The sequence below is a fragment of the Methylopila henanensis genome (genome assembly GCF_042681025.1).
Classification (GTDB): Bacteria; Pseudomonadota; Alphaproteobacteria; order Rhizobiales; family Methylopilaceae; genus Methylopila; species Methylopila henanensis.
The window spans coordinates 1-963 of sequence record NZ_JBHUER010000019.1; the positions used below are offsets into that span (position 1 = coordinate 1).

At 66.5% G+C, this 963-nt stretch carries 1 protein-coding gene; it reads left to right on the forward strand.

Translation table 11 applies throughout. The features are described from left to right. A partial coding sequence (gene tuf / locus ACFSCV_RS19175; RefSeq protein WP_378801180.1) for an elongation factor Tu occupies nucleotides 1-963 on the forward strand: 963 nt, incomplete at both ends.

Consider the following 963-nt stretch of genomic DNA (forward strand, 5'->3'; position numbering starts at 1 on the left):
CGTTGACCACGGGAAGACGTCTCTGACGGCTGCGATCACGAAGATTCTTGCTGAGACGGGCGGCGCGACGTTCACGGCGTACGACCAGATCGACAAGGCTCCGGAAGAGAAGGCGCGCGGGATCACGATCTCGACGGCGCATGTTGAGTACGAGACGGCGAACCGGCACTACGCGCATGTCGACTGCCCGGGCCACGCGGACTACGTGAAGAACATGATCACGGGCGCGGCGCAGATGGACGGCGCGATCCTGGTGGTGTCGGCGGCGGACGGCCCGATGCCGCAGACGCGCGAGCACATCCTCCTGGCGCGCCAGGTCGGCGTTCCGGCGCTGGTTGTGTTCCTGAACAAGTGCGACATGGTGGACGACGCGGAGCTTCTGGAGCTGGTCGAGCTCGAAGTGCGCGAGCTTCTGTCGAAGTACGACTTCCCCGGCGACGACATTCCGATCATCAAGGGCTCGGCGCTCGCGGCGCTGGAGAACTCGTCGAAGGAGCTCGGCCACGACGCGATCCTTCAGCTGATGGCGGCGGTTGACGAGTACATCCCGCAGCCGGAGCGTCCGGTGGACCAGCCGTTCCTGATGCCGGTCGAGGACGTGTTCTCGATCTCGGGCCGCGGCACGGTCGTGACGGGCCGCGTCGAGCGCGGGATCGTGAAGGTCGGCGAGGAAGTCGAGATCGTGGGCATCCGCCCGACGGTGAAGACGACGGTGACGGGCGTGGAGATGTTCCGCAAGCTTCTGGACCAGGGGCAGGCGGGCGACAACATCGGCGCGCTGCTGCGCGGCACGAAGCGCGAGGACGTCGAGCGCGGCCAGGTGCTGTGCAAGCCGGGCTCGGTGAAGCCGCACACGAAGTTCAGGGCCGAGGCGTACATCCTGACGAAGGAGGAGGGCGGCCGCCACACGCCGTTCTTCACGAACTACCGTCCGCAGTTCTACTTCCGCACGACGGACGTGAC